The sequence below is a fragment of the Tropicimonas sediminicola genome, from assembly GCF_900188335.1.
Lineage (GTDB): Bacteria > Pseudomonadota > Alphaproteobacteria > Rhodobacterales > Rhodobacteraceae > Tropicimonas > Tropicimonas sediminicola.
Genome location: NZ_FZOY01000030.1, coordinates 1 through 1,340, shown reverse-complemented (window position 1 = coordinate 1,340; position 1,340 = coordinate 1). Strand labels below are relative to the sequence as shown.

The window sequence follows — 1,340 nt, the reverse complement described above, 5'->3', positions numbered from 1 at the left end:
CATCGATGCTGCGTCGCGCCGAACCACGACAGAGACCCTGCAGGATGTGGTGAGAATGTTCCCCAGCTTTCACCCCATCGACGAGAACCGGCATGGGATCGATGTCGGTCGGGATGGCCGCACACAGATGCGCAAGACCCAGATAGTGGTGCTCCTCGTAGAAGGTTGTCCCGGCGAGGATCACGTTGGGAATGTGTGCGTAGTCATTGGTCCCCTGATGAGCGCCCCAGTTCACGAAGCTGATGCGAGCGGGATCTCCGGAGGCCATCTCGCTGACCACCTCAGGGAAGCGACCACCCAGAACGCTCTTGTGATAGATCACCAGCCACGGTTCCTCCGGCTTTGAGCTGATGATCGAGGCGATCTCCTGCGCAAGCTCCTGGCCATGCTTCTGCCAGCTGTACTTCCCGCCTCCGCGCTGCATCACCCTGATCGTGAGGTTGCCATAGTCCTTCGTCGCCGTCCTGAGACGCCTGACGATCTGGGGGCCTTTCTCCAGCAGCTCGTAGGTCTGCCTGACACGTCCCGACGCATCCAGAACCAACAGAGGATAAAAGTCTGAGGGCATGGTTGTCCGGACACCGAGTGCGGTGATCTGCCGTCCGCTACTCCTCGCAATCCGCACCTTGCCTCCCGAGAGCCTCATGCAACTCTTCAGCGCATCTATTGCTATCTGTCCGGGGTTTGGACCCAGCGAGTTCTGAACGTCCACAGAATCGCCTGTGTACAGCGAGGAGAGCGCCGGGAAATCGAGGACGTCGCCGTTGGCTGCGGCTTTCATGTCTTCGACAAACTTATCGACAGCATCGCGAAGCCGGGGCTGAGAACGACCAAGGTGGGCAGGAAGCGTCGCCAACTCCTCTTGGGTCACAGTGACGACCTCGCCTGGCAGGAACTCCTCGTCCCAGATCCGGACGGTGCGAACTCCGCCTGCGAAGTGGAATGCTGATGCTTCGTTGAAGCTACGCCCATCGACGTGACGCCTGACCATCTCATGGGTGGTCAAGAGGATCCTCGCATCGCTTGGCGCAGTGGATGACAATCCGTTGACCTTCTCATCCGACGTCAAGACCGCGTAGTCCGCTTCTTCCAGACCCAGTTCCTTGGCAAGCCGAATGATCTCGGCGATCCTCGGCAGGCACAGCAGGAACGAGACATCATGATGGTGAGGGGACACCAGTGTCTGCCTGACCAGATGCTTGATGGCCGACGTCTTTCCGACCCCCGGATCCAGACTGGACAGGTTGTCAACGGCGGCGCAAAAACCGACCACTGGGCGGAGCAAAAGTCGGCCAGTCTGGGCATGACCGTCGCCTTGGCAAACGTGCTCCTCGTATAGC

General features: G+C 59.7%; 1 pseudogene. It reads right to left on the bottom strand.

Going from position 1 to position 1,340, the window contains the following annotated elements:
• Nucleotides 1-1,340, bottom strand: a pseudogene (locus tag CHB86_RS24075) (hypothetical protein); the annotation flags it as partial.